This is a genomic window from Lacrimispora sp. YZC11, assembly GCF_057543815.1.
Genome location: NZ_BAAJYQ010000016.1, coordinates 326,937 through 352,098 on the forward strand (window position 1 = coordinate 326,937; position 25,162 = coordinate 352,098).

The 25,162-nt window shown below is 42.1% G+C and carries 18 protein-coding genes; 12 read left to right on the forward strand and 6 right to left on the reverse strand.

All coding sequences use genetic code 11. The annotated features are described in order from the left end of the window. Window positions 1-5: 5 nt before the first annotated feature. Window positions 6-539 (forward strand): dCTP deaminase, encoded by a 534-nt coding sequence (gene dcd / locus AC27IJ_RS16845; protein ID WP_487149838.1) that lies wholly within the window; start codon window positions 6-8, stop codon window positions 537-539. 83 nt (window positions 540-622) lie between these two features. On the opposite strand, the gene AC27IJ_RS16850 is transcribed toward dcd, so the two are convergent. Then, on the reverse strand, window positions 623-1,645 hold the full coding sequence (locus tag AC27IJ_RS16850) for an AI-2E family transporter (RefSeq protein ID WP_312443457.1): 1,023 nt from the start codon (window positions 1,643-1,645) through the stop codon (window positions 623-625). 400 nt (window positions 1,646-2,045) lie between these two features. Between AC27IJ_RS16850 and AC27IJ_RS16855 the strand changes: the two genes are divergently transcribed. Both AC27IJ_RS16855 and AC27IJ_RS16860 read left to right on the forward strand, forming a co-directional pair. Further along, window positions 2,046-3,290 (forward strand): MFS transporter, encoded by a 1,245-nt coding sequence (locus tag AC27IJ_RS16855; protein WP_312443456.1) that lies wholly within the window; start codon window positions 2,046-2,048, stop codon window positions 3,288-3,290. A 15-nt stretch (window positions 3,291-3,305) separates the two neighbouring features. Then, on the forward strand, window positions 3,306-3,608 hold the full coding sequence (locus AC27IJ_RS16860; RefSeq protein WP_312443455.1) for an ArsR/SmtB family transcription factor: 303 nt from the start codon (window positions 3,306-3,308) through the stop codon (window positions 3,606-3,608). Between the two features lie 203 nt (window positions 3,609-3,811). Here AC27IJ_RS16860 and eam read toward each other — a convergent pair whose 3' ends face one another. Then, a complete protein-coding gene (gene eam / locus AC27IJ_RS16865) occupies window positions 3,812-5,074 on the reverse strand; it encodes a glutamate 2,3-aminomutase (protein WP_487149841.1) in 1,263 nt (420 codons plus the stop codon). A gap of 997 nt (window positions 5,075-6,071) precedes the next feature. Between eam and AC27IJ_RS16870 the strand changes: the two genes are divergently transcribed. Beyond that, window positions 6,072-11,804 (forward strand): polysaccharide lyase family 8 super-sandwich domain-containing protein, encoded by a 5,733-nt coding sequence (locus AC27IJ_RS16870; RefSeq protein WP_487149843.1) that lies wholly within the window; start codon window positions 6,072-6,074, stop codon window positions 11,802-11,804. Between the two features lie 3 nt (window positions 11,805-11,807). Here AC27IJ_RS16870 and AC27IJ_RS16875 read toward each other — a convergent pair whose 3' ends face one another. The 3 genes from AC27IJ_RS16875 to AC27IJ_RS16885 form a co-directional block, all read right to left on the reverse strand. After that, on the reverse strand, window positions 11,808-12,008 hold the full coding sequence (locus AC27IJ_RS16875; protein ID WP_312443452.1) for a hypothetical protein: 201 nt from the start codon (window positions 12,006-12,008) through the stop codon (window positions 11,808-11,810). Then, on the reverse strand, window positions 11,999-12,607 hold the full coding sequence (locus AC27IJ_RS16880; protein ID WP_312443451.1) for a sugar O-acetyltransferase: 609 nt from the start codon (window positions 12,605-12,607) through the stop codon (window positions 11,999-12,001). The genes AC27IJ_RS16875 and AC27IJ_RS16880 overlap by 10 nt, the downstream gene beginning before the upstream one ends. Before the next feature lie 83 nt (window positions 12,608-12,690). Beyond that, a complete protein-coding gene (locus AC27IJ_RS16885) occupies window positions 12,691-13,500 on the reverse strand; it encodes an HAD family hydrolase (protein ID WP_487149846.1) in 810 nt (269 codons plus the stop codon). A 158-nt stretch (window positions 13,501-13,658) separates the two neighbouring features. Here AC27IJ_RS16885 and AC27IJ_RS16890 point away from each other — a divergent pair, with 158 nt between their 5' ends. The 3 genes from AC27IJ_RS16890 (at window position 13,659) to AC27IJ_RS16900 (ending at window position 16,461) form a co-directional block, all read left to right on the forward strand. Then, window positions 13,659-14,558 (forward strand): helix-turn-helix domain-containing protein, encoded by a 900-nt coding sequence (locus AC27IJ_RS16890; RefSeq protein WP_487149848.1) that lies wholly within the window; start codon window positions 13,659-13,661, stop codon window positions 14,556-14,558. A 159-nt stretch (window positions 14,559-14,717) separates the two neighbouring features. Then, complete coding sequence (locus AC27IJ_RS16895; RefSeq protein WP_487149850.1) at window positions 14,718-15,947, forward strand: allantoate amidohydrolase; 1,230 nt, start codon at window positions 14,718-14,720, stop codon at window positions 15,945-15,947. A 154-nt stretch (window positions 15,948-16,101) separates the two neighbouring features. Then, the gene (locus AC27IJ_RS16900) at window positions 16,102-16,461 is read left to right on the forward strand and encodes a molecular chaperone Hsp90 (protein WP_312443447.1); all 360 of its coding nucleotides are present in this window, start codon (window positions 16,102-16,104) and stop codon (window positions 16,459-16,461) included. A 280-nt stretch (window positions 16,462-16,741) separates the two neighbouring features. On the opposite strand, the gene AC27IJ_RS16905 is transcribed toward AC27IJ_RS16900, so the two are convergent. Beyond that, on the reverse strand, window positions 16,742-17,863 hold the full coding sequence (locus AC27IJ_RS16905) for an alginate lyase family protein (protein ID WP_487149853.1): 1,122 nt from the start codon (window positions 17,861-17,863) through the stop codon (window positions 16,742-16,744). Window positions 17,864-18,067: 204 nt separating this feature from the next. Here AC27IJ_RS16905 and AC27IJ_RS16910 point away from each other — a divergent pair, with 204 nt between their 5' ends. The 5 genes from AC27IJ_RS16910 to AC27IJ_RS16930 all read left to right on the forward strand — a co-directional run bounded on the left by AC27IJ_RS16910 (window position 18,068) and on the right by AC27IJ_RS16930 (window position 25,147). After that, on the forward strand, window positions 18,068-20,299 hold the full coding sequence (locus AC27IJ_RS16910) for a helix-turn-helix domain-containing protein (RefSeq protein WP_487149855.1): 2,232 nt from the start codon (window positions 18,068-18,070) through the stop codon (window positions 20,297-20,299). Window positions 20,300-20,471: 172 nt separating this feature from the next. Beyond that, window positions 20,472-22,136 (forward strand): extracellular solute-binding protein, encoded by a 1,665-nt coding sequence (locus AC27IJ_RS16915; RefSeq protein ID WP_312443441.1) that lies wholly within the window; start codon window positions 20,472-20,474, stop codon window positions 22,134-22,136. Window positions 22,137-22,204: 68 nt separating this feature from the next. After that, on the forward strand, window positions 22,205-23,116 hold the full coding sequence (locus tag AC27IJ_RS16920) for an ABC transporter permease (protein WP_312443440.1): 912 nt from the start codon (window positions 22,205-22,207) through the stop codon (window positions 23,114-23,116). A 16-nt stretch (window positions 23,117-23,132) separates the two neighbouring features. Further along, on the forward strand, window positions 23,133-24,014 hold the full coding sequence (locus AC27IJ_RS16925) for a carbohydrate ABC transporter permease (protein WP_487149858.1): 882 nt from the start codon (window positions 23,133-23,135) through the stop codon (window positions 24,012-24,014). 20 nt (window positions 24,015-24,034) lie between these two features. Continuing rightward, window positions 24,035-25,147, forward strand: coding sequence for a glycoside hydrolase family 88 protein (locus tag AC27IJ_RS16930; RefSeq protein WP_487149860.1), 1,113 nt, complete (start codon window positions 24,035-24,037; stop codon window positions 25,145-25,147). Window positions 25,148-25,162: the final 15 nt, after the last annotated feature.

Consider the following 25,162-nt stretch of genomic DNA (forward strand, 5'->3'; position numbering starts at 1 on the left):
ATTTTATGATTTTATCTGATAAAACAATCCTTCGGATGCTAGCGGATAAAACGCTGATTATATCACCTATGGAAATGCACCAGATTCAGCCTGCCAGCGTAGACATCCGACTTGGGAATACGTTTTGCGTAATAGAAGAAACAAGCAATGGGATTATTTCCTTAAATAATGAGATTAGATATAAAACCATTGAGACGGACCGGTATCTGCTTCTGCCTGGACAGTTTGTACTTGCCACCACCATGGAATATTTCTCTTTACCAGATGATCTGACGGCCTTTGTGGAGGGCCGCAGTTCCTTGGGACGGCTAGGGTTGTTCATACAGAATGCAGGCTGGGTGGATCCGGGATTTGAAGGGGAAATCACATTAGAGCTTTTTAACGCAAACAGATGTGCCATAGAGCTATGTGCAGGCCGCCGTGTTGGACAGCTTGTTTTTGCTCAATTAGATGATCATGCCTTAAATCCGTACAACGGAAAATATCAGGGACAAAAGGGTGCAACGGCTTCAAAAGTTTTTATGGATATGGATTCATAACGAAAAAGGAGATCAAGGCAGACCGAACTTATCGGTGTCTTGATCTCTTTTTTTTGATGAATAACATATTTCTTTCGTGCTTTTTACCGATTATTTGTCCCTACCTTAATATCTAAAATATCCAGGAAAAACATGAACAGCGGAATACCAAAAAGCAGTCCCCAGACTCCGATATAATGTTCGCTCACCATTAAAATAAGAAAAACCAAAAATACGGGGATTTTTGTTTTTGCAGACATTAATTTAGGGTTTAATACATAGGTTTCCAAAGAATGGAGAATAGCAATCATCACAATAACTTCTATGATTTTTATGGCGCCTCCAATATTAAATGCGATAATTGTAAGGGGAACCATGGAAATGATCACTCCGGCAACGGGAATCAAACCTAGAATAAAAATCATGGCTCCAAGCCCCAATGTCTGCGGAAATCCCATAACTGTCAGGGCTAACACAGACAGAAAAGAGTTAATAAATGCAATTACAATCTGCAATTCAATTACTTTTCCGAAAGAATTTAAAAACTTTTTACCATAAAACGTAAAGTATTCATACAGGAAGGAAATTTTGCTCTTCTCCATGTGTTTAAAAAATACGACGATTTCATCCTTTTCTAATAAGAAAAGAAAGCTTATCAAAAAGGACATCAATAAATTTATACTAAAGGTACCTGCTGTTGTTACAAACCCCAAAAGATGGCTTTCCGCTAACCGGATATAAGCGTCGATCTGATCCTCTGGCATGATATTCATCAGATTAATGTCAAACTTTGACTGAACCTGGCTCAAATCAAAGGTAGAAATCAAACTGATGATATCAAATAACTGTTGGGTAACCTTTGGAATATAGACGATTCCTGATATGGTGAAAAACAGCACAATTATAATATACATGAAAATGGTAATCAGCTTTCGGCTGATTCTCATGCGGGTATTTACCTTATCATAAATAAACTTTTGCAGCTGACCAAAAATAAATGTAACTATGAATATGAGTAAAAGCTGATTCAGCATGCCTCGAAAGAAATACATAAACAAAACCAGCAATACGGTACTAAAGATCTTTTTTACAAGTGTATTATTAATAATTCCATCAAACTTATCCATTCCTTTTACCTTTCTTACCTAAAAACGTGTATTTATAAATTATGTACTATTTATGTCAGATTTAGGCCTGTATTTCAATTATAATATAATAATAAAGCTTTGAAAATACCCAGACACAAATTTGTAAAATCCATAATGACTTCTTAACAGTACCATTGGTTAAAAGAAAACGCGTCCAGGTAGAATTCAGAGAAAAATGGAATCCAATACAAAAGAAGAGTAGAAAAGAGATTAGATAGGAACCTCTGATATCCTCGTTAATAAAAGGATGAAAGAGTTTCATCTCAAATAATTATAAAACGGCAAAATTATATTTGTAACGTAAACAGTATATTATATTGACATTTATCAATATGAAACTTATAATGTTTTCTTAGCGACTAAATTTGGGGAGAATATTATGAAAGTACCAGTAACTAATTGGAAACGAAATTTTTATACGATATGGGCAGGCCAGGCATTTTCTCAATTCTCAAGTTCTGTCCTTCAGTTTGCTATTGTTTGGCATTTGACTGATAAAACAGGTTCCGCTTTGATTTTATCTGCCGCAATGATGATGGGGTTCTTGCCGCAGGGAATCTTAGGTCCTTTCATAGGTGTGTTTATTGACCGTTATAATAGAAAAATGATTATGGCAGTTTCAGATTTACTCATTGCCGCGGCCAGTTTTATCATGGTTATTGCGGGGCAGATGGGAGTTTTATCCACAGAGCTGATTTTATTGGTTTTACTGATTCGCTCAATAGGTTCTGCCTTTCATACACCTTGCCTTCAGGCAGTGACCCCGCAGATTGTTCCGGAGGATCAACTAACAAGATGTTCCGGATATTCACAGGCTTTGGAATCCGTTTCTCAATTATTTAGCCCTGCGTTAGCAGCAGTTCTCTATCAGTCATGGAGCTTAAGCGGTATTATTTTCCTTGATGTTATCGGAGCGTTAATTGCAGTATTCATGTTGGTAATATCTGTAATCCCGGAATTAAATCATAATGAAAACATAGGAAAAATACACGTTTTAAGAGAAGCAAAGGAAGGTTTTAAAATACTTCGCACCCAAAAAGGAATGTTGGGTTTGGTTTTAATAGGTACTCTTTATACCTTAGCATTGATGCCGACCAGTGCATTGTTTCCGCTGATGAGTATGTCTTATTTTCATGGAACCAGCACAAACGCAAGTGTTGTTGAAATTGTATTTTCCATTGGTCTGCTGATCGGCTCTTTGATATTGGGCAGATGGGGAGGAACTAAAAATAGAATTTATACCATAATCGGATCTTTTCTATTGATGAGTTTTAGCTTGTTTGTCTCTGGTTCCTTGCCGCCTGACGGTTTTTTAGTTTTTGCTATATGCTCCTGGTTAATGGGAATATCCGGTCCGTTTTATTGGGGAATGTATACCCCGTTGCTGCAAAGTAACTTTGAAGCGAAGTATTTAGGGCGGGTAATATCTCTATCCAGCAGCATCCGGTTAATAAGCGGCCCAATAGGGCTTTCTGTTTCCGGTGTTTTTGCAGAGAAATATGGGGTGGAGAAGTGGTTTCTGATTGCAGGAGCACTGGTTTTATTTGCCTCATTCCTATGTCTGGCCGTTCCTTCCGTAAGGAATTGTGATGCAAAGCAAAATGATAATAGGATAGTGAAATGAATGTATGGAGTGATCATGGATAAAAACAAGAAAAAGGCTAAAATATTTAAAGCTTTCTGTGATGAACAAAGGCTTGCCATATTAGAGTTATTACAGGGCGGAGAGAAGTGTGCCTGTGAACTGCTTGATAAACTGGATATTACCCAGCCGACCTTGTCCCATCATATGAAAATTCTTTGTGATTCTGGGATAGTGACAGGCCGTAAGGATGGTAAATGGATGCATTATTCAATCAGTGCATCCGGGACAGAGCATGTGAAAAAGCTCATTGATGAAATAACAATGATAAATCAGGATAAACCAGATAGTTGTTGTTAAGTATGCTTCTTGATTTTTAATTTTCTAAAAAGCATAGATTGAACGCCAAACGAGAAACCAACAAAGTTAGTCATCTTGTCCGGTATTCAATCTATGCTTTTTCTCTGTAATTCCGTTTAAAATTGTTGCCCGTGTGACATGATATTTCATCAGGCTTTGGAAATCCTGCCGGATATGACAACTATATCGATTTCAGCTCACCGTCAGGATTCCAGATATTTCCGGATATCCTTTGTTTCATGATCTTCATATTTAACGATATTTCCTTCCCAGGTTCTCAGTTGAACATAGCCTGGTCCTCGGGATACAATGTAATTGGGAAAGATAGGAGTCTTTCCTAAACCCTTGGGGGCATTTACTATAAACGTCGGGATCGCCATGCCCGAAGTATAGCCACGTAAATATTCCATAATCTCTATGCCGTCTTCAATGGATGTATTAAAATGAGCGGTTCCCTGAACATGTTTTGCATGAAAGATGTAATAAGGTCTTACTCTGCATTTGAGCAGCTCATGATTGAGCACCCGCATGATGTATTTATCATTGTTAATTCCATTTAATAATACGGCCTGATTACCAAGAACGATCCCGGAATCAGCCAGCTTTTCACATGCCGCTTTTGACGCTTTCGTAATTTCTATGGGATGATTGAAATGAGTGTTTATATAGATCGGATGATACTTTTTCAGCATGGAGCATAATTGATCTGTGATCCTTTGAGGCATGGTTACCAGGCTTCTGGTACCCAGACGGATATAATCAATATGGGGGATCTCTTTCAGCTGCTTTATTATCCACTCAAGGTACTCATCAGAAAGGCACAGGGCGTCCCCGCCAGTGATCAGCACATCCCTGATTTCTTCATTTTCTCTTATATAATCAATGGACTCCAGAATCATCTTACGGGATCTATGGACATCTTCCTCTCCGATATTCCTTCTTCTCTGACAGTGTCTGCAGTACATGGCACACTCATTGGTCACATTAATAATTAGACGGTCCGGATACCGCCTTGTAATACAGCCTGCCGGATTTGTAAATTCTTCCCCCATGGGATCAAGATCCATGCAGGAATCATCCAGTTCTTTATAAGTTGGAATTGACAATAACCGTATCGGATCATATCTGTCTTCTGGATCTGCCAGACTTAAGTAATACGGAGAAACTGCCCACCTGAATTTTTTCTCCACTTTTTTAATGCGCATTTTTTCTTTTTCACTTAAGGAAATGATTTTACTTAAGGTCTCAACATCCGTTATCCTATGGGTTAACTGCCACTGATAATCATTCCAGTTTTCTTCTGTGGCATCCAGTACCTCTAATATTTTGGTTTTCCTCTTAATGAATTCTTCCTCTAAGTCCATTCCCTTTAGAATATTCTTGCGGGCCTCTAAAAAATCTTCGATCCGCCCTTTTAATTCTTCTGCTCTTTCAATTGATACCTGTTGTTTTTTGCTTTTTTCCATTTAATATCTCCTTACTTATTTTATTCACTCCGTTAAAAACCAAACTTCCTATGGAGATTTTTGCAACGAAAAACGAAAGCTTCTATACTTTTACGAAACAATCAGCGGTCTGTTCAAATTTTACGAAAATAGTTCTTATGCGGGATGATTGGAAAATACATCTTCCAAGGTCTTCCAACAAACCTGTGGTTTTATCCGCCGGGCAGCCTGTACCGGGCCTTTGCTTGTTGGAAAATGAAACGTTACCAGTATTCATAAATTTAAGATATGATGATGGATTACAATGTCAGATTAGATAAATCATACTGTGGATCTTTAACAATAAGGTTCACATATAGCTTTACTTTATTTTTTGTTATTTTAACTTATCCGAAGCAACAACTTAATTATACCAGTAAAGTTGTTGCTTAGTCAACCGTATGAAAAAACCAATTTTATAAAGCTAAAAAGCTATAATGATTTCTCGGATTAAAATAATATTGATGTTAAGAAGGGGAATTAAGCTGGTTGAATCTTAGACTGTTATTTATTTAAGGAAGCCTGTCCGGAATGCTTGGAATCAGCTTCCGATCTTATCAGACGGAAATCTATTCTACAAGATACAGTAAAATGCACGCTTGAACAGGTTTGGCTTCATTTGAATGATGTAAATCAAACATATAAATTCGTTTATTAAAACTTTTGTCTTTTCCACAAATAATACATCTTTTACAAAAATATTATAAAATTAAATTTATTATTATTAAAAATATTAAAATATTACAATTATTTTGAAAATAATTCATTTATTATTGTCAAAAAATTCCATATAATTAAATAAATTTTTATATTATATCTTTGACTGTTTTATGGTACATGCACATTCCTGTGACAACAGGAAGGAAATCAGGATCCATAGGCAAAGTGAAAATCGCTTTAAAAACCTGAATTTCCGGATAACTTACCAGCAGGTTTAAGATCATTAATATAATTATTTTAATTAAAAGGAGGAATTCGTGTGAAGCAAAAGATTAGGAACAAGTGGAAGCGGGTGACAAGCATGTGTCTGGCAATGCAGATGATCATATCAGTTCCAGCTGCCGGACAGACGTTACCAATAATATCCGGATCAGAATTATTTAACACAGGGCATTACGCTGCGTCCATTAATCCTACAATGGGAGGGGGAAGTCTGTCACTATCAAAAAGCAGTGACACGACATCGGGATGGAACACCATGAATGAAGCTTTGATACCTGGAACAACCATGTTCTGGGAAGGGGAAAACCGTTTTCGAGGAGCTGAAATCACAACAGAAATGTCAATGAAGTCACTTTCGGATACTTACGGTGTACAAGGTGTAAAGCTGGGGAATGAAATTCATGGCGTAAAATCATGGTTTTTATTCAGTGGCGAAATCCTTTGTGCTGGAGCAGGCATCCAGGCACAAGCAGAAAACAGCGGTCAAATCATAACCATTGTAGATAATATTCCGGTTACCAAGGATACAAAGCTGGCATTGACAAATCCCAGCAACGGATACCGGAATGTACTGACAGCAAGTGCAAACCAGGGAGTGTGGAGTACCCTCATCAACACACCGACGAAAGGAGTCCATACCCAGAGAAACTGGCTCAGTGCGTCTGCCTTGAACGATAATAAGCTGGAATGGTCCTATGTATTTGGAGACGGGGAAACCGGATCCCATTTATCTGCCTCTAACGTATACTATCGGCTGAACACGAAAGAGTCTGATAAGGCTCAATTAGCCGAGTTTTTTATTGCTCCCGGGGAGAGCTACCAGTATTCCATGGTCGCAGGTAAAACAACCGCTGATTATTCAAATTCAATCCTGTATAGAACAGATGCAAGACTTCTTATAAATACGCCGCAGATACAGGCTGCTTCCAGCATTGGAGAGGGGATTGTCTCTGTAAACAAGTGGTCCTCCGGCAGCATCCGACTGGATAATCAGGTAGTACCCTTAACAATGAATGAGTGTATGGCGCTTACCGTAAAAAAAGATCCTTCTACTGGTAACATAACACTAAATATAGCGAAACCAGAAAACCAAAACAATGGTTATCTGGAGGTGACTCTGGAAACCCGTGGAACAGGAATACTAACAAATTCGAACCCGATGGCATTAGCAGAATCCACCTTTGGCTCTGAAGTTTTCCTTAAATTCGATGCTTCCAAAATGGGAACAGAACCTGTGGTTCTGACGATTGAAGGAAAAGCTGCTGAAGCAGTAACTGGAGATGAGATTGTTTTGGTGAGAGGAGGAGAAGGCCGGATCGAGAAACCGGATGAATTGTCCGGAAGCATCCATTGGGAAGTCAAAATACCCAAGGGCGACGGTAACTATGTACGCAATGCAGGAAGTAGCAAAATCAAGAGAGAATTGCTGGATGGGGAAACAGATGGAACCAGAAAAGCCGGAGATACTGATGGAAGCCACATTGCTTCTGTCAGAAAACTTTCCGGTGAAGGTGCACTGCTTACGGCAAATGAAAAAGGAGTTGTCACTGTACTTGCTACTGATGAAAACGGAAAGCAAAAAAAGTGGAACGTAACAGTCCTATATGAAGATCCGGCAAATCTACCTCAGACTGAACCGGAAGATTACGAAATAATCCGCAAACGGTGGAAGGACTCCCTCATCGGAAATGACTTAACTGAACTGAATGGGGGCAGAGAGATCCTTGACGACATTCAAGCTCAGGCAAAATCTGCATGGGAAGCTTATGCTTATAAAGGACAGGATTCCTGTGACGGAATCCCCTGGCCGCAGGATGAAGGAGCTGCCGGCAACCCGGACATTCCCTTTGAAGATGATGCGGTAGAGTTTCGTCCGGCTTTTAAAAAGATGCTTGCAATGGCAAAGGCATATGCAGCGAAGGGTAATCTTTACTACCAAAATGATGGGCTGTTAAAGGACATGAAGCAGATCTTAAATTACCTGTGTTCCCGCTGTTACGCATCAAAAACCCAGACAGATAACTGGTGGACATGGGAAATCGGCGTTCCCAAAGACTTAATCCCCATATTGGTCCTTTTATATGACCACCTGTCAGCGGAAGAAATCAGCCTTTATACCGAGGGACTTTATTTCTTTCAGCCAGATCCTTATCATGAAGGCATCATTGGAACCGGAAGTACCCATGCCCAGGGATACCGGACGGCCCAGGGAGCCAATATCATTGACTGTTCAAGGATCGCCTTAGGACTGGGAATTATCAGAGAGGATAATGAGCTTGTTCACCTGGCTCAGAAAGCTTCTTCGGAGACTTTCATAATCCAGAGCCTGAAAGACAGTACCAAAATAGCGGATCAGGGCTATACCAGCGGTTTTTATGCAGATGGTTCTTATCTGGACCATTCCCATGTACCGTATTTAGGGTCCTACGGAATTGAATTTCTTAAAGGCGGAGCAGGAATGCCGCCCCTATTTGCCGGGACACCATGGGAATATCCCAGAGAAGTTCAGGAAAATCTGGAATTCTATTTGAAAGAAGGGTTTTTGAATGGAATGTATGACGGTCTGATGCTGGATTCTCTGAAAGGACGCTCTTTATCCAGACCTGCCGGCAGTAACCGGGATGCGGGAAGAGAAGCTATGGTTCTTATGATCCAGCTCATGGACTCAGTTTCTCTTAAGGTGCAGGATGAATTAAAAAGTTCATTAAAGGCCTGGATGGAAATTGACCCTGAATTTATAGAAACCTTAAACGGAGCAGAGTATATAATGATAAAGGCAAAAGCCCTGGAAATTCTGGGAGATGATTCTATTACCTCCTCCATTGCTCCGATACATAAAAATCTGCCACTCATGGACCGGGCGATTCACCGGACTGATAAGTTCCTGATGGCGCTATCCATGTATTCAGAACGCATTCAGAATACGGAAATCATGAACCATGAAAACCGTTATGGCTGGCATCAGGGAAGCGGTATGACCTACTTATACAATCAGGATACCATGCAGTATACGGAAAATTTCTGGAATACAGTGAATCCCCTCAGGCTGGCGGGAACGACCCTAGTTTCCAAGAATATCGGTAATGGTCAGCCAGACAGCTCAGGCTTTGCCCAAGGCGGTGATTTCCGTTCAAGAGAATCCTGGGTCGGAGGCAGTGCCATAGAGAATGACGGAATTAACGGAATGTCCTTAACCGGAGAAGTCCGGGTCAAAGAGGGAGAGGGTTCTCCTGCCGTGACTTATTCTCCTCATCTGTCAGCTAAGAAATCCTGGTTTATGTTTGGAGGACAGATCGTATGTCTTGGCGCCGGCATTTCTAATTCCGGTGAAGAATATCCGGTGGAAAGCATTATTGAAAACAGGCGTCTGAGGCAGGAGGGTGACAATGCTCTGATCATCAACGGAGAGACAAAAGATCTTATGACAGATTCCGCATCTTTAAAAGATATTGTAGAAGGAAAAGTGGATGTGTCAGGAACAACGCTTACTGATGTGTCCTGGGCTCATTTAGAGGGCAATACGGCCGGAAGCGATATCGGTTATTATTTCCCTGCCGCTTCTCAAACCATATCGGTGAGAAAGGCTAGGAATGCCGGAGACTGGTCACTGGTTGGAACCTCAACAGGAAAAGCGGAAGAGAACTATTTAGAAATGTGGTTTGACCATGGAAAAAATCCTGAAAATGCCGCGTATGAGTATGTTCTTCTTCCAGGGATGACTTCAGAAGAAACCGAACAGTATTCCAGAGAACCACAAATCACGGTCCTGTCCAACACTTCACAGATGCAGGCGGTCTACAGCAGATCCGAAAACATACTGGGAGCCAATATCTGGACAGATGCTGCTGCGAAAATTGGAGACTTCTCCATCAAAGGTGCTGCCTCTTTGATGACAAAAGAAGATGAGAATGGAATTCTGACTGTTTCAGCCTCTGATCCAACGATGAAAAATACAGGAACTATTGTGATCGAAATAAAGAAACCTGTGACAGAAATTCTTTCATCAGACGAGAATGTTAAGGCAGAACTGACAGAATACGGAGCAAAACTTACCATTTTGGCAAAAGGAACCAACGGTTCCAGTTCTTATGCAACAATGCAGTTGGCGGCTTCCCTGTATCCGCAGGCAGTTACCCTGGCTCCGGGACAAAGTATGTCCTTTGCAGTCAATGATTATACCAATGATGCAGGAAATATTTCCTGGAAAGTCACAGGGGATAAACCTCTGGAATCAGGTACCGGCATCGATGGACAAGGTTGTCTCGATATTGATGATTACGAAGAGAGCAGCCGGTTAAAGGTAACTGCTGAACTGGAAAATGGGATAAATCTTCAGGCCTTTGTCTCTTTGGGCGGAGAAGTAGAGCCAGAATTACCGAAAAACGTTCAAAAGGTCCAGTCACTTATTGAAAATGCGGTATCGGAGGCATTAATAAACGACGATTACAGCAATTACAAGGTACAGAAAGCCATCAGGTCGGCGGTCAATGCCTTAACTTCCATTTCGAATGAGGAATTGGCAAAGTATTTAATGGATCAACTAATCACATTAGAAGAACTGTATAAGGCTGCGATGGCTGCAAATGACTGTATGATAGACAGCAGGGTGGATTCCGCTGAAACAGAAATTACTGGTATCCAGATTGCAGGAGCTGCGTTAAGCATACCAATTAAAATCACGGGAAGCAGCGCAACCCCCTCCAATGCAGTCAGAGCGACTGCCTCCGACGCAAGCAAGGCAACTCCCTCATTCGCTTTCAGGATCTTTGAAGATGAGGAAGATGATCAGGAAATCCGTATGGCAGTTATGTCGGTCAAGGACGGCAATGTATCGGAAACAGAAGAAGAATTCCGCAAGTCCTTCGAGCTTCAGCTTCAGCTGGAGGATACGTATGGAAATAAAAGGCCCATATCGTTAAATGCTCCGGTGAAAGTGTGGATGGACATTCCTGATCAGGGAAAGGACAGTAGTTCCATTACTGCGATATTTAAGGGGCTTAATGGAGAGACCAGACACTTGCCGATATATCAGGATCATAAAATGGATAGGATTTCATTTGTGTTGACGGATAACGGGTCAGTGACCTTAATAACACGCGGCACTGCAGTAGAAGAAGAACGCTATCAAGTGTCCATCGATGACAGTCTGGAAGGCGGCAGTATTACTGCAAACCTCTCAGAAGGAAAAAAGGACACAAAGGTGATTGTAAGGGCAGTCCCTGATATAGGATATCGTTTGAGACGTATATCTGTAAATGGAAAGACAGTGTCGCCAGACAAAACCGGAAAATATGAATTTCTGCTACAGCAGGATACTTATATTACTGGTGAATTCCAGAAAACAACTCTGGACAGAGAGGAAAGCTCTGAACCGGCCACAGTTAGTTCTGTCTGGAAAAAAGTGAATGGAAAGTGGTACTATTTCAATGATAAGGGCAATATGGTAACAGGCTGGCTCTTAATCGATGGAAAATGGTATTGGCTGAGTTCGGATGGTGCCATGCAGACCGGTTGGGTCTTTGATCAGATGGACGATTGCTGGTATTATCTGGATTCCTCCGGAGCCATGGCGGAAGGCTGGAATTGCATAGATGGAAAATGGTATTATTTAACCCCAAATGCAGAAGGTTCATCCGGCTGGACACTGAATCAGGAGAACTGGGAATATAAAAAGCCAGAAGTTCACTCACGCCCGCGTGGATCGTTATACATGAACGATGTGACTCCAGACGGCAGGCTGGTTGACAGCAATGGAGTATGGAATCAATAAATATTAGGCTATTAATCTTTTTTCAAGAGCAATAAAAATAATGGATGCTGCTTCGCTAACTGATGTTAGTTTCGCAGCATCCATTATTTCTTTCGAAAATCCCCTCCAGCAAGCTCTTACTGGGCTGAATCCAAGACGGCGATTGTTAAAGCAAAAAATAACGCCTTTTATATATAGCTGTACTTTATCTAATGTTACTCCCATACATCCAACTCTCTATTCATAAAAAAATACTTTTTGTCTTTCTCCCCAATTTCTCGAATAACCCGACATGGAACACCCAATGCAACTACATTAGAAGGGATACTATTTGTCACAACGCTTCCTGCTCCTATTACTGAGTTCTCACCTATCGTCACTCCCGGAAGTATCTGCACGCCTGAGCCGATCCAAACATTTTTCCCTATATGAACAGGAAGATTATACACATAATTGTGTTCCCTCAATATGGGCAATATCGGATGACCCGACGTAGCAATAACTACATTTGGCGCAATCATACAATCATTTCCCACGTAGATATCTGCATCATCTACAAGAGTCAAATTAAAATTACAATATATGCCGCTTCCAAAATGTACATGATGACCACCCCAGTTTGCATGCAATGGGGGCTCTATATGGCAGCCATCACCGATTTCAGCAAACATTTCTTTAAGTAATTGCTGACGCTTATTTTGTTCCAGGGGTCTGGTGGAATTGTAATCGTAAAGTTTCTCCATATAATTAAGCTGTTTACCCATTATCTCGGGATCATCATAACGGTATACCAGTCCATTTTCTTTTCTTTCTTTATTCGTCATAAAAATAGTGCCTCCTATGAGATTGATTTGATAAAAATAACTTTTGTTCTAAGCTTAAATACTAATCTTTTGTAGTTAACAATTCACATATTCTTATAACGTTGTATAATTTTATCAATGACTTTTATCACTCCAAAATTATCATTTGAATCAGTAATAAAGTTCGCATATTGTCTCATGTCAGACGTAGCATTTTCGACAATATAGCTATACTTTACGGCTCGTAACATTTCTATATCATTATAGGTATCTCCGAACGCCATCATTTGTTCCGACTTCAGCCCTAGCCGTTCTCCTAACAATTGCACAGCTTTTCCTTTATCTATCCCACGGTTCATAATATCAATCCAAACAGTATCCCCCACTGTAACAGAAAAATCTTTGCCATATTGAGGGTTAAATATTTTTTCATAATATTCCTTGCTATCTTTTTCCGGAAAATAAACAGTAAATTTATTAGCATCTATAACAAGCTGATCAAGATTTTTTACAAATGTAATCTTTGAATAAAATGTTTTTAAGTAAGTTTCATAAATTTTATATTTCTCGGACAGAAAAGCGGAATCCAGTCCGCAAAGAATTGCAATTCCGTCTGTGTTATCTTCAACAAACCGAATCATTGATTGATAGTCCGCAGGCTCCAGTAAACTTTTAAAGATAATTTTACCCTTATAACTTATAATACCGCCGTTATCACTAATAAAACTTATCTTATTTCTGATTTTGGGAAAAATCGTTTCTAGCGTGTATAAAGGACGTCCTCTTGCAATAACAAAATCAATACTGAGCTTATCTAATTCCAGAATATAACTGTCAAAGTTTGGTGGCAGTTCACCTTTTTCCGTAAGCAATGTATGATCCATATCTGAAGCAATTAATCTTATAATATCCATTAAATAGCACCTCTTTACATTCTGTTGATGGTTTTAATAAAGTTCGGGACTTATATATATAATAACTACCATCAAAATTGTATCTAATCATACTTGGTTTTTCTACTAATATCGGCTACAATTATATCAAAATCGTATTTATTTTAGGGGGTGATACAATGATTTCGCCATTAGAAGTGTTTTCCGATTTATCAGAGCGATTGCATTATAATCTACCAGATTTTCCTTTGTATGTTCGTAAAGACAAGTTGCTTCAATACGGATACGCGGCTGCATGCCATTGGCACCCAGATTTGGAGTTTATCCTTGTGCTCGACGGAGCAATGGATTTTTTCGTAAACGGAAAAACTGTACATATAGAAGCACATGATGGTGTTTTCGTTAATAGCAAACGCTTGCACTACGGTTTTTCTACAGATAAAACTAACTGTTCCTTCATAGCTGTCGTTATTCATCCGGTATTGCTTTTTGAAAATTCTCAAGCAGTCAAAGTATATCTGGATCAGAAATTCGGATCAGATAGCAGCGATTTTATATCATTAAACCCCAAAATTGATTGGCAGCAGGAAGCTTTACTTTTACTTAGTAAGATATATGATGAGATGCATAGTGACACTCGTAATCCATTGCGCTTAGTGTCACAGGCTGTGTGTCTTTGTGCTCATATGGGAGATCATATTCAGAGAACCTCAGGGTATCGTGTAGATAGCCAGTTGCAAACGATTGTTTGGAAAATGACAGGATTTATTCATCAGCATTATGACATGAAGATAACACTAGATGATATTGCGGCTTCTGGTGCTGTGTGCAGAAGTAAGTGCTGCGAATTGTTCAATAAATACGTTGGACAAACGCCTAATACCTATGTGTTAAGGTATCGTATTACAAAAAGTTGTGATATGTTACGTGAAACAAACAGAACTGTTTGCGACATAGCGATTACCTGCGGATTTCAAAGTGCAAGCTATTTTTCATATGTCTTTCGTAGTGAAATAGGATTGACACCCCAAAATTACCGTAAGAAAATTACGGTCTCTTTGATTCCTCAAAATGATTGAATGAAGTATGGTTACAGATTTTTCTTTGATCGTCAGAACAACCTTTAAGTAGTGCCATAATGAATACTAAACAAAACAATTTCTATCCAAAATTTGTAATATAAACCACCTTATGTTATGATATTATTTATAAAAAATTGAAGCAGTGAGGTAAGTAACATGATTCAGTGCAATTATGAAAGAATGGAAGATAAGATTAAAACTTTCAGCCGGTTTGGAGATACGGGAAAGGGTGGAATTACCAGATTTTCCTTATCAGAAGAAGCCTTAGCCGCAAGAAAAGAATTCGTAAAGCACATGGAAGCAATCGGTGCCTCCATTGTAACAGACGATATGGCAAATATATATGCAACCATTACCGGAACAGAAGATTTACCTGCTATTGCCTCAGGGTCCCATATGGATTCCGTACGGCAGGGCGGTAATTATGATGGGATTCTGGGTGTCTTAACAGCAATGGAAATGGCAGAAACTATAGTAAAAGAAAAAATACCTCACAGGCATCCGATTACGGTTATTGTATGGACCAACGAAGAAGGCGCCAGATTTGAACCGGCAATGATGTCTTCCGGTGTTATTTGTGGAAAGTTTGACAAGGAAACGATGCTGGCTTCACAGGCCAAAGACATTCCAGGATATACTTTCGGAGATGCTTTAGAAAATAGCGGTTTTAAAGGAACGGAAGAAAACCGGTTGGATCCGTCTAAAACAAAGGCTTTGGTGGAACTTCATATTGAACAGGGCCCGGTACTGGAAGCAGAAGGGATAGATATTGGAGTAGTAGAAGGCGTCTGCGGTATGATCAATTACGAATTTACTTTTACCGGACAGGCTGGTCACGCAGGAACAACACCCATGAAATACCGTAAGGATGCTCTTTATGCAGCGGTTAAAACCATTCAATATCTTCATGATGAGCTGGACCAGTTAGATAGCAAATTGGTTTATACCACAGGAAAGATTTCTGCCCATCCGAACATTCACACCATAATACCAGATGAAGTAAAAATCACCCTGGATGCAAGACATCAGGATCCAGAAGTGATCAAGCAGGTACTTGCAGTTATTAAAAAAATCCCGAGCATTGTGGAGCAATGCGAAGTGAGTTATGAGGAAGCTTGGTCACGTAAAACCGTGAGCTTTACTACCGAACTGGTTGATTATGTGGAAATAAGTGCCCTGGAATGCGGCTATTCCAATCGGAGAATATACAGTGGCCCTGGTCATGATGCGCAGTTTGCTATAGATCTGGTTCCCACTACCATGATATTTGTACCAAGTGTAGGAGGGCATAGCCATTGTGAAATCGAATATACTCCAGTAGAAAACTGTTTAAAAGGGGCTAATGTTCTTTTAAATACAATTTTGCATATTGATAAAGAGCATTAGACAATAATAAAGCTCATTTTCGCTTGATGTACGGGGCTTGGTTTGAATTTGTTAGCTGAGTGCATGAAAAAAGAGTCACGCATCTTTGAATTGCAATGGCTAAATAGTTATGGTAAAATATAGTAAAATTCCAGAAGAAAGAAGGAAATCAATTATGGATAAAGAAATATTAAATTATGCTGTTGAAAAAACACACGAATTAATGAGTGCACCATCATGTAGCAGTGAGGCAAAAACAGCGGCCCAAACCTGGTTGGATTCTATTGGAACTGAAAGGGAAGCTGCAGAAACAAAAAAATATATTGATGAGCTTGAAGCAGATATCTTGCCTATTGACAGTTTAATCGGTTTTGCAGGATCTGATGCTGGAATCCAGGTTTTTGGAGCGGACACTGCGAAGAATATCGCAGCACATGCAAATGAAATCAAGTCTGCCGGAGAGAAATATTGTGATTGTCCGGCCTGTGCGGCTGTAGCAGCGATTCTTGATAAGAAAGATATCCTTCTTAAATAAGAAAAGAAGATTAACAACCGGTACAATTTACAGAGCATCAATCAGAAATGATTGGTGCCTTTTCTTTATTGAACCAATAAGCATTCCTTGGAGATGATAATACAGCAGGTTGAGACTTGCTGTATTTTTATTCATCCTTACGGAAAAGGGAATCATTGAGGCCGAGGAAATAACAAAAGTTTTTCAGCGCTTTGATGAGCTTGGAAGAATCTGACTGAAGAAGAATCTGCTGCTGCAAATAAGCCTGTTATTTTTTAACAGGCTTATTTGTAATATAAAGCTACATCCACAGCAGGGGCTGCCGTATGGCCGCATTCCGCCTGGCTTCTTCATCCTCCGATTCAAAGGGCAGACTTTCATACAACCGTATCAGTTCAGGGATTCCCATACGGCATCCCGCAAACAGCAGGAAAGAGGCTCTCGCCGGAAACGCATCAAAATGGGCGATATCCTGAGAATAGGGCCATCTGCTTTTATCAATTACATAGGGAAAGAGAAAATCAATCGCTTTCCGGATGCTCCTTCCTTCCGAATCCTCATAATTCCATAAAACGTCTTCCGGTGTGGAGAGCACATGACAGATTGTGACTAAGTTGTCCACGATAAAGATGGAATAATTATAGGGTTTCGTCCGGGCCAGCTCCCGGGGGAAAGAACCGTCCGTATTCATCTGCTTTAATAGCACATTCTTAAAATGTTCCCGGCAGAATCCTGCTATCATCTCATTATCCGTAAACAGAGAGAAAACGGCGGCTTGCATGAAAAAGCAGACGCTGTGGTTATTGTCTGTATTCATTTCTTCAATTCCGTTCTCATCCGTAAGCATCCAGCCTAAATATCGGGAAAACCATTTCTTAAGTCCCTGATAGATAAAATCCGTCATGGCCGGACTATCGCACAGGGCCTGAATTACAAAGGGAATATCCGCTAAATGGATCGTATCGATGATGCCGATGCCCCGCCCGGTGCAGATTCCGGGAATTGCCTGGGCATAGGAAAGATTAGGATTCATATTCGTGGCCTCATCCAGAAAAAATTCTTTGAGAATCAGGACACTGCGCTGGGCAAACCGTTCTTCCCTTGTCATCACATAGGCATATGCAAGATTGACTGCGCAGGTGCGCATCCGGCGGAGAATCATGCGGTGTTTATTGAAATTGCCCGGATTGCTCTCCCCATCCCGTCGGATATAGGGGAGCCCGTCGGCGGAATCAGGATCGGGCCACCAGTAATCGCCGTTTGAACAGTAATCGTGTATGGTGCCGGGACTTCTGGGACAGACCGCATCGGTGATGTGGGGGATAGGGGCAGTTAAGGCAAATTCCGCTTTCTGAAGAATCCGGTCTTTGCTGCTGTCATCCAAGCCAGGAGGAATGGAATAGGACTTTGGATAAGTGATCATGATGTGTACCTCATTTCTGATTTTAATTTCCGGTTTTGTGTTCCTGTCATGCTTTCAGTTTACGCCAGTAAGGGAAAAAAACCAATGGATAAAATTCAGAAACAATAGGCAATTTGAGAAATTGCCTATGTTTTAAAAAAAAGCTTATATACGGAACCGGATTCTTTCGATAAGATATAGGCGGGGAGAGGGGGAGGTACGCTTATGAAAAACAGATCTAAGGTATATTTATGGATGTTCTTATCCTATGTGGGAATTCTTTCGGTCCCCATCCTTTTGGGAATCGTAATTTACGGCTATACGTCTGCGTCAGTGCGCCGGCAGGCGGAGAAGCTGAATACAAGCCTCTTAATGATGGTACAGAGAGATTTAGATAAGGAGATTGACAATATTCAGAAGATTTCTGCAAGAATGGCATTGGATAACAATGTACAGATGGCCAGCAGGGTGAAAAAGGATTTCGGCAGTGAGGATCAGCTGACTCTTTACCACCTGTTTAATGATTTACAGGCCATTGCCATGTCGGAAGAGTTTATTGAAGATATTTTTGTCTATTTCAACAACACCCAGAAGGTTTCCTGCATTAACGGCAACATGTCCTCGGCTATGTACTATGACCTTTATTATAAAAGTGAAGACTTTCCATTTGAAAAATTCAAGGATTACATGAGCGGGTTTCATTATAACGATGTGCTGTCCAACCATAAAAAATCAGGCGGCGATGTTCTGGTTTTCACTATGACAATCTTATATTCTGACATTGGTGAAAAATCGGCCACCATCGGAATTGCCGTAGATTATGAGAGCATAAGACAGAGGCTGGTATCAATGAAATGGGCGGAAGGCATGAATGTTCTGGTTATGGATGAGAACGACATGAGAATCTGCGCCGATCAGGATAACGTGGAAAGCCAGAGGCTGACATATGACAGCCTGACTGCCGGAAACCATGTGATGAGAGATGGAGAGGGAAAACCATACATTGTCTCCGCTTTTGAGTCCAATAAGGCCGCCTGGAAATATGTGGCCATCACTCCAATGGCCCTGATTGATGGAGAAGCCAAAGAAATCCAGAGAATCGCGGTGCTGGGACTATTTCTCTGTGTCATCACAGGATTTGCTATTTCCGGATATTTAACAAGGAAGAATTATAATCCGGTAAAAATGCTTCTGGAGACCATGAAAAACCATGGAGGCCGGGAAATAGAAACAAATGAGAATGAGTATCAGTGGCTGAACAGCCAGATCAATCTGTTTTTCCAGGAACAGGTGAATACGGAGCGTCTCTTATCCTTCAACAGGAAGAGCCTGAAGAATTATTATCTGATCCAGCTGCTTCAGGACTATTATGACGGCAGGCCCATGGAACCTTATGGAATTGAACTGAAATTGGATTATAATGTGGTAATCTTGTTTGAATCCGATGCAAAGAAGGAAGATATTGAGGAAAATGCCTTGCAGAAGTTCGTAATCACCAATGTGTTTAAAGAGATGTGCTTAAAATACTTCTACGTGGAAATGGTGGAAATCGGCGAACGGGTGGCGGCTGTTGTCAATCTTCCCACAGGAGAGAGCCAGTATATTCAGGTACTGAAAGAGCTGGCTGAAAACCTTCAGCAGCTGACAGAGGATTCCTTTGGATTTGTCAGCAAAGTCTTTATCGGCTCCATTTGCAGGGGACTGGATGGAATCCATTTGTCATACCAACAGGCTTATGATATGGAGGAGTATTTAAACCTGCTGGATACCAGTTTTGTCATCTACGATGAAGTGAAAAATATTCAGCCGGAATACGATTATCCTGTGGACCTGGAAGAAAAAATTATCAATGCCATGAGGGTAGGAGACAGCCGTCAGGCCGTACAGACCATGCGCCGGGTCTTCGACATGAATTTAGCCGGGCAGGTATCCACAAATATCTACCGCTGCCTGATTTATGATATGATCGGAACCCTTTTAAAGGGGGCAAACTCCGGCGGTTACCGGGAAGCGGCCAGGGAGCTGGATTTGCCGGACCAGAAAGCCCTTGGGCCGGTGGAAGAGGTCAAAAGACAGTTTGAGATTCTGCTGGTTCAGATTTGCACAAAGGTGACGGAGCTCCAGAAGGAGACCAGCCAGGACAAAACTTTAAGTAAAAACGTACAGAGCTTTATTCAGGAGAATTACATGGATCCGGATTTGAACATTTCGATTACCGGTCAGCATTTTGACATGACGCCGGCGTATCTTTCTTCTATATATAAAAAGCAGACCTGCGGCAGTCTGCTGGATTATATCAATACGGTGCGCATTGAGCATGCAGAACAATTTTTAGAAGAAGGAATGAGCGTGGTGGAAGCTGCGGAACGGACCGGTTTCCGGGACAGCGGTACCTTTATCCGGGCCTTTAAGAAGAAAAAAGGAATCACGCCGGGGCAGTTAAAAAAGAAAATTTAAAGAAAATACAATTGACTTTAAAAAATGCAAATGGAAATTGGTGATTTTGCTCATGAAGTTTGTTTTTTTTCTATATCTTTTTCGGCTGGATCGATGCTATCATGATGGCACATACGGCAAACGGCCAGAAACCGGGAGGCGGAAAAACAAAAACGAAAGGAAAGAACAAGTAATGAAAAAGAGAAGGTTATCATTACTGCTGACAGCTGCCATGTTGGCGGGAACCTTGGCCGGATGCAGCTCGGCAAAGGGAACAGCGGAAACATCGGCGGTGGCCTCAACGGCAGCAACAGAAACAGAGACAAAAGCGGCGGGGGCCGAGGAGACGGCAGCTCCGGTGGAATCTGTCTATCCATTAGGGTCAGGAGGACAGATGCAGTACTGGTGTGAACTGACGAGTACAGTTTCTTCCAATTATGCAAATTTAGGAGATACCCCATTCGGAAAGGGCTGGATGGAGCGAACCGGAGTGGATATCCAGTTCCTGCATCCGCCGTCAGGGCAGTTAAAGGAACAGTTCAGCCTGATTTTAGCAGACGGGAACCTGCCGGATTTGATGGAATATAATTGGGTGACGGATTATCCGGGCGGACCGGAGAAAGCCATCAAGGACGGGGTGATTCTGCCCTTAAATGACATCATCGACAAGTATTGCCCCAACTTAAAGGCATATTTAGATGCAAATCCGGACATTGACCGCATGATAAAGACCGATGATGGAAATTACTATTCATTTCCTTTCATCCGCGGCGATGACAGGCTGTTAAATACCATCGGCTTAATGCTTCGTGCTGACTGGCTGGTGGATTTGGGCCAGGAAGTTCCTGAGACAATGGATGACTGGCATACGGTTCTGACCGCATTTAAGGAGAAAAAGGGAGCGGCGGCCCCATATACCTTTGAGTATACCAATGGTCAGTATTTAACATCGGATCCATTTGCCTATGCCTATGGTACAAACCGTTCTTTCTATTTGGGAAGTGACGGAAAAGTACATTTTGGAGCGGCAGAAGAAGGCTATAAGCAGTTTCTGACAACCATGGCCCAGTGGTATTCCGAGGGTCTCCTTGATCCGGATATCGCAACCCTTAAGAGCGATCAGGTAAGTGCAAAGATGACCAATGGAATCTCCGGCGCATCCATGGGTCAGGCAGGAAGCCGTATGGGCACATGGACCGCAGCGGCTCAGACCTCCAATCCTTCCTATAAACTGGTTGCAGCACCGCCTCCAACCTTGAAAAAGGGAGAAAAGGCAGAATTCGGCCAGATTGAAAACCCCTATTCCGGCCGTGCCAGCGTAGCCATTACCACCTCCTGTAAGGATATTGAGCGGGCAGCCAGATTGATGGATTATGCTTATGGTGAAAAAGGACACATGTATTTTAACTTCGGAATTGAAGGAGAATCCTATACTATGGTGGAGGACTATCCAACCTATACGGATCTGATTATGAACAACCCGGACGGACTCCCGGTATCCCAGGCAATGTCTGCATACATTCGCGGCAACTACAATGGTCCCTTCGTACAGGATGCCCGTTATCTGGAACAGTACTACACCCTGTATGAGCAGAAGGAGACTCCGGAGGTATGGGGAGATTCCAACGGAAAAGCTCATCTGCTTCCTCCGATTACCCCCACATCGGAAGAAAGCAAGGAATTCTCTACGATCATGAATGAAATTAATACATACCGTGATGAAATGACACTTAAATTCATGTTCGGAACGGAGAGCTTAGACAAATTTGATGATTATGTAAAGAACATGGAAAATATGGGACTGGATCGCGCTCTGGAAATCCAGAATGCGGCCCTGGAACGCTATAATTCAAGATAAGAAAGAAATGGAAAGGACTGTTGAAAACAACAGTCCTTTCTAAAAATCCCAAAAAGGAGCCACATATTATGAAGCTGAGCTACCGGATAAAAAAGGACTGGAAACGGAATCGTTCCCTGTATTTCATGGTGATTCCCGTTTTGTTTTTTTATATCTTATTTCACTATAAGCCCATGTACGGCGCAATTATTGCTTTTAAGGAGTATACTCCTGCGCTGGGAGTCATGGACAGTCCCTGGGTGGGATTTGACAATTTCATCCGTTTTTTTAAAAGTGTCTATTTTATAAGGCTCATCAGGAATACCATATTGCTGAGCGTTTACAATCTGATTCTTGGATTTCCGGCGCCGATCATTCTTGCACTTCTCTTAAATGAGGTGAGGCACAAAAAATTTAAGAGCATAACCCAGACAGTTACCTACCTTCCCCACTTCATATCCTTAATCGTTGTGACGGGTATGCTGACCGATTTCAGCATGACAACAGGGCTTTTCAACGATCTGGTTGCCATGTTCGGGGGAAGCAGATCTCCGCTTTTGCAGGACCCGAAGTTGTACCGCTCCATCTATGTGCTGTCCAGCATCTGGCAGGAGGTAGGCTGGGGCTCTATCATCTATCTGTCCGCCCTTGCAGGCGTGGACAGCCAGCTTTATGAAGCCGCCCAGATTGACGGCGCAGGCAAATGGAAGCAGTTAATTCACATCACATTGCCGGCCATTGCTCCGACCATCGTGATCATGTTCATCTTAAAAATGGGTTCCCTGATGAATATGGGATATGAAAAGACGATTTTGCTATATAATCCATCGACCTATGAGACTGCCGATATCATCTCGTCTTATATTTACCGGATCGGCCTTTTAGAACAGGATTGGAGCTATTCCACTGCAATCGGTTTGTTCAATTCGGTCATTAACTTTGGATTGCTGCTGTTTACCAACAAAATGTCAAAACGTTACAGCGAAACCAGCTTGTGGTAGGGGAGGAGCGGAAATCATGAAAGTAAAAAGATCAAGAGGAGAACGTGTGTTCTCTGCATTCAATTATATATTTCTTTCGCTGATCATTATTCTGTGCTTATATCCTGTGTGGTATGTGGCAGCGGCCTCTTTCAGCAACAGCAATCTTCTGACGCAGCATACGGGACTTTTATTAAAGCCTGTGGGCTGGAGCATTGATGCTTATAAAAAGGTGTTTAAAAATCCCATGATAGGGCGGGGCTATTTAAATACTTTATTTATCCTTGTAGTGGGAGTATCTCTGGATTTGGTCATGACCTCTCTGGGAGCTTATTTCCTGTCCAGAAAGCGGGTGATGCTCAAGCGTCCTATCATGATGCTGATTGTATTCACCATGTTTTTTTCCGGCGGCATGATCCCCTTTTATTTGAATTTAAAGGATTTAAGGCTGACCAATTCCCTGTGGGGGCTCATTATGCCCTTTATGATCAGCACTTATAATCTGATCATTCTCCGCACTTCCTTTGAGAGCATTCCGGAGAGCTTAATTGAGGCGGCGCAGATTGACGGCGCAGGCCATATCACCATACTGACGCGGATTGTGATTCCGCTTTCCAAAGCGATTCTGGCGGTTATGGTGCTCTATTATGGAGTCAGCATCTGGAACTCCTGGTTCTGGGCCTCTTCCATCATCCGCACCAGAGAAATGTATCCCCTTCAGGTTATTTTACGGGAGATCCTGATGCAGAATGATGTCGCTTCCATGACCGCGGGATCCAGCGCCATGGATACGGAGGCTATCGGCATGACAATCAAGTATGCGACGATTATTGTGGCAACGGTGCCGATTCTGTGTGTGTACCCATTCCTGCAGAAGCACTTTACAAAGGGCACCATGGTCGGAGCGGTAAAAGAGTAAGAAAAAGGAGGAGCAGAAAAGTGAAAGAAACACTGCTGGAGATTTACGGGAAAATTGAGGAAAAGCTGAAAGCAGAATGCGAGAGGCTGGGGGAGAAAATTCCCTATATTTCGGAAAATGGGCGCTATCAAAAGGATATGCGGGAGGAAAATAATTCCTGGTGGACCAATGGCTTCTGGGCCGGAATGCTGTGGCAGATGTATCACGGAACAGGAGAGGAAATTTATAAACGAACGGCGGAGGATTCGGAAATTGCACTGGACCGGGCTCTGGCCGGCTTTGTCGGGCTTCACCACGACGTAGGCTTTCAGTTTCTGCACACGGCGGTGGCGGATTACCGGCTGACAGGGAGAGAAGAGTCAAGGGTACGGGGGCTTCACGCCGCCAGCTTGCTGACGGGAAGATTCAACCCGGTGGGCGGCTTTATCCGGGCCTGGAACCTGGATAAAACAGGATGGATGATTGTGGACTGCCTGATGAATCTTCCGTTGCTTTACTGGGCGGGAAAGGAGCTTGACGACCCCAGATTTTCCGCCATAGCCGATCTTCACGCCCACACCGCCCTTCAGGTGCTTTTGCGGAAGGATGGCTCCTGCAATCACATTGGGGTTCTTGATCCCTTAACGGGAGAACTGCTGGAATGTCCCGGGGGCCAGGGCTATGGAGCCGGCTCCTCCTGGTCCAGGGGCCAGGCCTGGGCAGTCTACGGCTTTGCCCTGGCATTTATGCACACGGGCCATCAGGAATATTTAGACGGAGCGAAACAGATCGCCCATTATTTTCTGGCAAACACCGCCCTTACAGGCTATGTTGCCCTGACGGATTTCAGAGCGCCCGAGGAGCCGGTCAGTTGGGACACCACTGCCTCCGCATGTGCGGCTTGCGGACTTTTACAGATCGCTGAAATGGTTCCTGATCTGGAAAAACGGTTGTACTATGAAAGCGCCCAAAAGATATTATTAACGCTGGCTGAGAGCCATTGTAACTGGAATCCGGAAGAGGATGGGATACTGCAGAACGGAACTGTTGCATATGGAAGAGAGCATGAGACACACGTACCGATTATTTATGGAGATTATTTCTTTGTAGAGGGCATCTCAAGGCTTCTCGGAAAAGAGTTTATGATCTGGTAAAACAATGGAAATGTA

Coding starts and splice junctions, on each gene's coding strand:
- dcd (WP_487149838.1), top strand. CDS start 6: ATGATTTTATCTGATAAAACAATCCTTCGGATGCTAGCGGATAAAACG.
- AC27IJ_RS16850 (WP_312443457.1), bottom strand. CDS start 1,645: ATGGATAAGTTTGATGGAATTATTAATAATACACTTGTAAAAAAGATC.
- AC27IJ_RS16855 (WP_312443456.1), top strand. CDS start 2,046: ATGAAAGTACCAGTAACTAATTGGAAACGAAATTTTTATACGATATGG.
- AC27IJ_RS16860 (WP_312443455.1), top strand. CDS start 3,306: ATGGATAAAAACAAGAAAAAGGCTAAAATATTTAAAGCTTTCTGTGAT.
- eam (WP_487149841.1), bottom strand. CDS start 5,074: ATGGAAAAAAGCAAAAAACAACAGGTATCAATTGAAAGAGCAGAAGAA.
- AC27IJ_RS16875 (WP_312443452.1), bottom strand. CDS start 12,008: ATGGGAGTAACATTAGATAAAGTACAGCTATATATAAAAGGCGTTATT.
- AC27IJ_RS16880 (WP_312443451.1), bottom strand. CDS start 12,607: ATGACGAATAAAGAAAGAAAAGAAAATGGACTGGTATACCGTTATGAT.
- AC27IJ_RS16885 (WP_487149846.1), bottom strand. CDS start 13,500: ATGGATATTATAAGATTAATTGCTTCAGATATGGATCATACATTGCTT.
- AC27IJ_RS16890 (WP_487149848.1), top strand. CDS start 13,659: ATGATTTCGCCATTAGAAGTGTTTTCCGATTTATCAGAGCGATTGCAT.
- AC27IJ_RS16895 (WP_487149850.1), top strand. CDS start 14,718: ATGATTCAGTGCAATTATGAAAGAATGGAAGATAAGATTAAAACTTTC.
- AC27IJ_RS16900 (WP_312443447.1), top strand. CDS start 16,102: ATGGATAAAGAAATATTAAATTATGCTGTTGAAAAAACACACGAATTA.
- AC27IJ_RS16905 (WP_487149853.1), bottom strand. CDS start 17,863: ATGATCACTTATCCAAAGTCCTATTCCATTCCTCCTGGCTTGGATGAC.
- AC27IJ_RS16910 (WP_487149855.1), top strand. CDS start 18,068: ATGAAAAACAGATCTAAGGTATATTTATGGATGTTCTTATCCTATGTG.
- AC27IJ_RS16915 (WP_312443441.1), top strand. CDS start 20,472: ATGAAAAAGAGAAGGTTATCATTACTGCTGACAGCTGCCATGTTGGCG.
- AC27IJ_RS16920 (WP_312443440.1), top strand. CDS start 22,205: ATGAAGCTGAGCTACCGGATAAAAAAGGACTGGAAACGGAATCGTTCC.
- AC27IJ_RS16925 (WP_487149858.1), top strand. CDS start 23,133: ATGAAAGTAAAAAGATCAAGAGGAGAACGTGTGTTCTCTGCATTCAAT.